Annotated in this window: 4 protein-coding genes; all 4 read left to right on the top strand. The window is 50.8% G+C overall.

Features of this window, described 5'->3' with window-relative positions:
• Window positions 1-277: 277 nt before the first annotated feature.
• Entirely contained in the window at window positions 278-2,140 is a 1,863-nt protein-coding gene (locus HMPREF2942_RS04530) for an HsdM family class I SAM-dependent methyltransferase (protein WP_070688504.1), read from the top strand.
• Window positions 2,137-3,111, top strand: coding sequence for a restriction endonuclease subunit S (locus tag HMPREF2942_RS04525; RefSeq protein ID WP_070688503.1), 975 nt, complete (start codon window positions 2,137-2,139; stop codon window positions 3,109-3,111). The genes HMPREF2942_RS04530 and HMPREF2942_RS04525 overlap by 4 nt, the downstream gene beginning before the upstream one ends.
• Window positions 3,112-3,724: 613 nt before the next feature.
• Complete coding sequence (locus tag HMPREF2942_RS09580) at window positions 3,725-4,285, top strand: terminase TerL endonuclease subunit (RefSeq protein WP_210399423.1); 561 nt, start codon at window positions 3,725-3,727, stop codon at window positions 4,283-4,285.
• Between the two features lie 1,007 nt (window positions 4,286-5,292).
• Complete coding sequence (locus HMPREF2942_RS04515; protein WP_070688501.1) at window positions 5,293-5,898, top strand: hypothetical protein; 606 nt, start codon at window positions 5,293-5,295, stop codon at window positions 5,896-5,898.
• Window positions 5,899-5,965 lie beyond the last annotated feature (67 nt).

Genomic DNA, 5,965 nt, shown 5'->3' with positions numbered 1-5,965 from the left:
CCCACGGCGTCACCTGCCGGGTATTTTTATGCCCGTTCGTATATGACTTAGATTGATGGCTCTTCTCTAATCCTAGAGAAGGCGTATGCTTTTCTATTGCTCGCCTATCTAACGCTCACTCGAATGTATTTACTATCATCAGTCAGTCTAGCTTGGTACACTATCCTATGGATAGAGACTCGGGAACATGCGATAGGAGCTTCTGCACTCCGGACGCACTGAATCTCTACTAGAATTCGAGAACGATTACGACACTAATTTTGGGGGCAAGGCGCATATGGCAAATGAGCGCATTACAGAAGACCTGGTAGAGGAGCAGTTGCGTGCTCTTGGCTTCTACGAGAATGAAGATGAGATTGTTGTTGAAAAACAGCAGTCGGCTATTGCTTCTATTCGTAAAGCTCTTTCTAAAGCTTCAAAGCAGGGAAAGGGCGGTGCTGGGTACCCGGAATATATTATCACTGCACCGGAGACCCCAGACATGGTAGTTATCGTAGAGTGCAAGGCAGAAGTGAAGAGGCATTCGTCACCTCAGCGTAATAAACCTCGTGACTTTGCTGTCGATGGTGTATTGCATTATGCGCGTTTTCTCTCAAGCTCCTATACCGTAATTTGTATTGCTGTGTCAGGCACCCCGCAAAGTAACGAGTGGTCCTTTTTTGTTGTCCCGAAGGGAGAAAAAGAGCCCCGTGTACTTACTTCTCCAAGCGGTGCTGAAATTACATCGATGGTCAGCATGAACGACCTTATTCAGGCTGCCTCGTTTGACCATGCCGTTCAAGCGCAGCGAACTGCGGACCTCATTGCATTTTCGCAGGAAATGCATGTTTTCATGCGTGATGAGGCGGAGCTTGAAGAAAAAGAGAAGCCACTTGCAGTTGCGGGAACGCTGATTGCGCTTAATGATTCTGTATTCAGAGAAACGTATAACGTGTATTCTGCTAAAGAACTCCCGGATTTCTGGATGCAGTCTATAAAGAAAGTGATTGAGAATGCAGAACTGCCAAATGCAAAAATCACTAACATGACGCAGCCTTTTAGTGGTATTCAGGTCCATCCCGAGCTTTCAAAAGCAACTAAAAGCTATCCTAAAGGCCTGCTCAACGAAATTGTTGCGATGCTTGCCGAGAAGGTTCTGCCTTTTATCACTGTTTACCATGATTTTGATGTAGTCGGAATTTTCTATGGGGAGTTTCTGAAATATACAGGCGGAGATGGCAAAGGCCTTGGTATTGTACTCACCCCCAAACACATCACCGAGCTATTCTGTCTTCTTGCAAATGTAAACAAAGATAGCATTGTTCTTGATACATGCGCGGGCACTGGTGGTTTCCTAATCTCAGCGATGAACCAGATGATGCGTAGCGCTACTGCTAAGGCTGAAATTGAAGCGATCAAACGTGACCGGTTGATTGGTGTGGAGCAGAATCCAAGCATGTATGCGCTTGCTGCATCAAACATGATTCTACGTGGCGATGGTAAAGCGAATCTGTACCAGGGCTCGTGTTTTGATACTGCCATTAGTGACGGTGTGCGTGCACATAAGTCTACTGTCGGACTAATCAACCCGCCTTATTCTAAGAGTAAAGAAGACCTGCATGAGCTTCGTTTTGTTGAACACATGCTTGATTGTCTGCAGCCCGGTGCGATTGGCATAGCTATTGTGCCAATCTCTTGTGCGACTGCCCCCAGCGATCATAAGAGGAACCTTCTAAAGAAACATACTCTCGAAGCTGTGATGTCAATGCCCATTGAACTCTTCTACCCGGTTGGTGTTGTTACTTGTATTATGGTGTTCACTGCGGGGCATCCTCATCAACAGTCTAACCGTAAGACTTGGTTCGGTTACTGGCGTGAAGACGGATTCGTCAAAGTTAAAAAAGTTGGACGAACAGACCGAGACCATAGGTGGCCTGCTATTCGAGACCGTTGGGTTGAGAACTTCCGTAACCGCGAGGTCCATCCAGGTGAGTCTGTGCTCCAGTATGTGACCGCTGATGATGAATGGGTGGCAGAGGCTTACCTGGAGACTGACTACTCGCAGATTAATGAGAAAGACTTTGAGAAAGTTCTGATGGACTATGCCCTTTTCTCGATTCGGTCCGCAAGCGAAGATATCGATGGAGGTGAAAGCGAATGACTCGACTAGATGATATCTTCGATGTTGCATACGGTAACAAGCTCGACATGAACAAGATGACTGCTTCTACGCCCGAGCGCGGTGTTGCATTTGTCGGTCGTATCGGCGGGCTCAATGGGCGTTCTGGAGTGTCTGGGTTTGTTGAGCCTATTCCCGACATTACACCCTATCCAGCGGGTCTGCTGACTGTTGCCCTGGGAGGGTCACTACTGTCGACCTACGTTCAGCAGCGACCTTTTTATACAGCGCAAAACGTTGCCGTGCTTACCCCGCTCTCTGATATGACTACGGTTGAGCGTCTGTACTATGCAATGTGTATCCGCGCCAACGCCTTTCGTTATAGCGCCTTTGGCCGTGAAGCAAACCGTTCTTTGGGGACAATTGAGCTGCCAGATTCTGTACCTTCTTGGGTTAATGAGATGGAAATCCCTTCCAAGGAAGGGATAGTTGAGCGCATCGCTCCCCAACGGGCATTGTCCAAACCTGATACATGGGGAGAGTTCCGAGTCGAAGAGCTGTTCACCGTGGCTTCTGGAAAATATATCCCGACTCGTAACAAATCAGCAGGCACGACTCCTGAGATAACTTCTTCAGCACAGAACAATGGCCTGCGGCGGATGATTGACCAAGAACCGAACTTTCCTGGGGGGACTATTTCTGTTGCCCGGAATGGGTCTGTCGGTACGGCATTTTTTCAGCCCACTCCGTTCTTTGCTACTGATGATGTCCGCGTGTGGACGGCAAAGAAAGGCCCGATGAATCTTTGGGAAGGATTGTTCTTGTGTCGAATCATCAGTTTGGAAGCTTTCCGCTATACATATGGCAGAAAGTGGTCTCTAAGTCAGATGCGTGAGACGGTGCTTCGTTTGCCTGTCACATCAGACGGTGAGCCAGATTGGGTTTATATGTCGGAGTTTATGCAAGGTCTGCGGTTCTCATCTGCTATCGCCCGAGTTAAGGCTGACGTATAAAGGATGACGCTTTGAAGCTCGGATACGTGTATGAGTTTCTGAGTAAGTGAACCCGTGAAGTCTACACATGATATTTGGAGAGAGTACACCGGGTCCAAAGAGAGACTCAATAACAAGTAGCCCTGGAGAATATGCACTATATCGACTGAAGCGAGAAACGCCTCTGCGGTAGTGAAATTGTTCGGTGGGTATAGCAACAGCTCAATCGTGCGATGTGAAGAAAATAATTGCAACCTGACGAGAAAGCCTTGGACCTCCTCAACGCGTCTGGGGCTTTCTCATCAGCTCACCACCATATCTCTTCTAATTACCAACCAGGCTCGTCGAGGAACTGTTCGGTGAGATATGTGTTTATGCAAGTACCGGAGCCGAAAAGTAGCGTTCGCATAAACTGCGCACGGAGAAGCCTCGTTGACGCCACATCGGACCGGGGTTCGAATCCCCGCATTTCCACCCTTGAGATGCTGGTTTGGATACAATCCAAGCCAGCATCTTTTTCATGCCCGAAGGCGGGTTTTCCCTTGTCAATGCTGGGTTTTGCGGGGGGGGGTGATGGGTGAGAGCGTTGTGGCAGTAGCTTGGTGGGTTTTTGGGAGCCTTGGTGAGGGGGTGGATGCCGGATTTAGCGTGCTCGTGGGTTGGGCGTCAAAAGGTTTGGGTTAACGTCAAAAAGTATGGGCTGGCGTCGAAAGGTTTAGGCGTAGCGTCAAAAGGTTCTATTTATCAGGACTGCCAAGGCCCAGCCGATAGAGTGTGCGAGGAAGAATCCTACTGCTCAGACGATGTGTTCGACCGGTGGGGAGCAGTCCAGATGACCCAAAACTTGGATGCCACGGGCCTGACCGTGGTGCCGTTCGGGCAGGGCTTCAAAGACATGAGCCCACCGACCAAGGAACTGATGAAACTGGTCTTGGAGGGAAAGCTCGCTCATGAGGGTCACCCGGTTTTGCAGTGGATGATGGAGAACATCTTCATCCGCACCGACTCTGCCGGGAACATCAAACCCGACAAAGAAAAATCCGCCGAGAAGATCGACGGCGTGGTGGCTACCATCATGGGCCTCGACCGCGCGATTAGATGCGGCAGCGGACCCGCCACTGAGAGCATGTTTGACAGAAGATGCATGTTTTCATGTAACGTCGATTTACGCGTTACATCTGACGACACTCTCTGATAGACTACTGAATAGTGACGTAAGATACATCACTATGTGACGTGGGAATGCATTCACCATAAAGCTTATGTGGGGTTAGCTGCTTCCACGATTGCAAGAGCTTTAGGGTCAGCATTTGTTGGTGGTTTTGGAAAAGCCCTTGGAGGTCCGGCAGTAATTGCCGCTGCGCTAGCTGTTGCAGCAGTGTCCTGCACTCTCACTCTTTAACCTGGGAGAGGTCCAATGCGTACGAAGAATATATTTACACTAGGATTTTTTCTCACTATTGTTCCGGTGTTCTGGGTGATTATCTCATTTGCCAGAGACGGGGAGTTCTTTAATCCAGTATCAATTCTAAGTGCAATTTTAGGAGGTCTTTTTGTCACTTTTGTAGCCAGAAAGACGCTTGAGAGCGATCCAAAGTTCCCTAAGGGACCTAGTAAGTAAAACATCGCCTAGAAGTTTCTACGTGGTCAACGAGATGTGGTAGCAGTTTTAAAACTGCTGCCACATCTTGCTGTATATGTAAAGGTAATAGATGAGTCTTTTATCTTGGTTTGGTCTTAAAACACCTGCTCCATCAGCACCACAGAACACCTGGTCTTTGACGAACACCGCGTTCCCCGCATCTCCACGATCTCCCAGCCGTCCGCTATCCCGTATGGGGTGCGGCGGTGATTATCGGTTCCAATCCAGAGGAAGAACCGCGGTAGGTTTCTACCACCCGGCAGGATGCCCCACGGCGTCACCTGCCGGGTATTTTTATGCCCAATTTTCGGGCCGTTCAGGGGGTACCTGTGGGCTTGGAGGGTGCTCAGGTGACCGCATTGTAATGAGAACGTCATCAGAGAAGACGAAAACGTACCCTATGCCGTAGTATCGAAGGGTAGATATCGTTGTTCGGTGTTGGCTGTTCATTCAATCTCACCGGCAACGTACGAGAGCAACCAAAAAAGTCGCTCATAGGCGCACCACCGCTACGATGCGGTAGCCGCATAGCCGCTATGACGACCACTCAAGGACACACCATGGAAAACCAGATTCCCGCCCCCTCCTTCCCGGAGCAGAACAACGCAAACTCCCAGCAGCCTGTGGGCGCCCCCGTTGGCGTAGCACCCGGCGCTCCCCTCGGTGCGGCACCCGGCGGCCCCGCCCTGGGCGTGGCACCCGCTAACGTGCGCGACCGCGACGACAGCTACCAGCGCATCCCGGAGGTCTACCAGGTGCCTGCTGAATACCGCCGCCCCTACGGCGAGACCACCGGTGACTTCCGCGGCCCCGGCTACTTCTACTCCATCGGCGCGTTCGGCGCTTCCCTGGGCGCCCTGGCACTGACCCTCTACGCGTGGGTTCAGGTCGCGGCACTCCACTCTGAAGCAGCGCTCAACTCCCGCGGTTACAGCTCCTCTGCGTATAGCTCCGGTCTGAGCCCCAACATCATGGTGATTGCTCTGCTGCTCGTGGGTCTAATCCCGGTAGGCGTGTCTATCTGGCTTGCCATCTACTCGGCGAAGGTGAACGCCGGTCACACCACCAAGTACACCTCGAAGATGACGACCTTCAACATTCTGGCGTACATCATCTCGGGTCTGAGCCTGCTGGGTCTGCTTGGCACCCTCACGATGCTGTCCTAAACAGGCAACGCTTGCTCTCATAGCGATAATAGAGAGGCGGCGGCTTTCCACTGACCGGAAAGCCGCC

Origin of the sequence: Rothia sp. HMSC071C12, assembly GCF_001813895.1 — a bacterium.
GTDB classification, from domain to species: Bacteria; Actinomycetota; Actinomycetes; order Actinomycetales; family Micrococcaceae; genus Rothia; species Rothia mucilaginosa.
Note: the sequence above shows the minus strand (reverse complement) of the source record. Positions and strands in the feature narration are given on the sequence as shown.

Coding starts and splice junctions, on each gene's coding strand:
- HMPREF2942_RS04530 (WP_070688504.1), top strand. CDS start 278: ATGGCAAATGAGCGCATTACAGAAGACCTGGTAGAGGAGCAGTTGCGT.
- HMPREF2942_RS04525 (WP_070688503.1), top strand. CDS start 2,137: ATGACTCGACTAGATGATATCTTCGATGTTGCATACGGTAACAAGCTC.
- HMPREF2942_RS09580 (WP_210399423.1), top strand. CDS start 3,725: ATGCCGGATTTAGCGTGCTCGTGGGTTGGGCGTCAAAAGGTTTGGGTT.
- HMPREF2942_RS04515 (WP_070688501.1), top strand. CDS start 5,293: ATGGAAAACCAGATTCCCGCCCCCTCCTTCCCGGAGCAGAACAACGCA.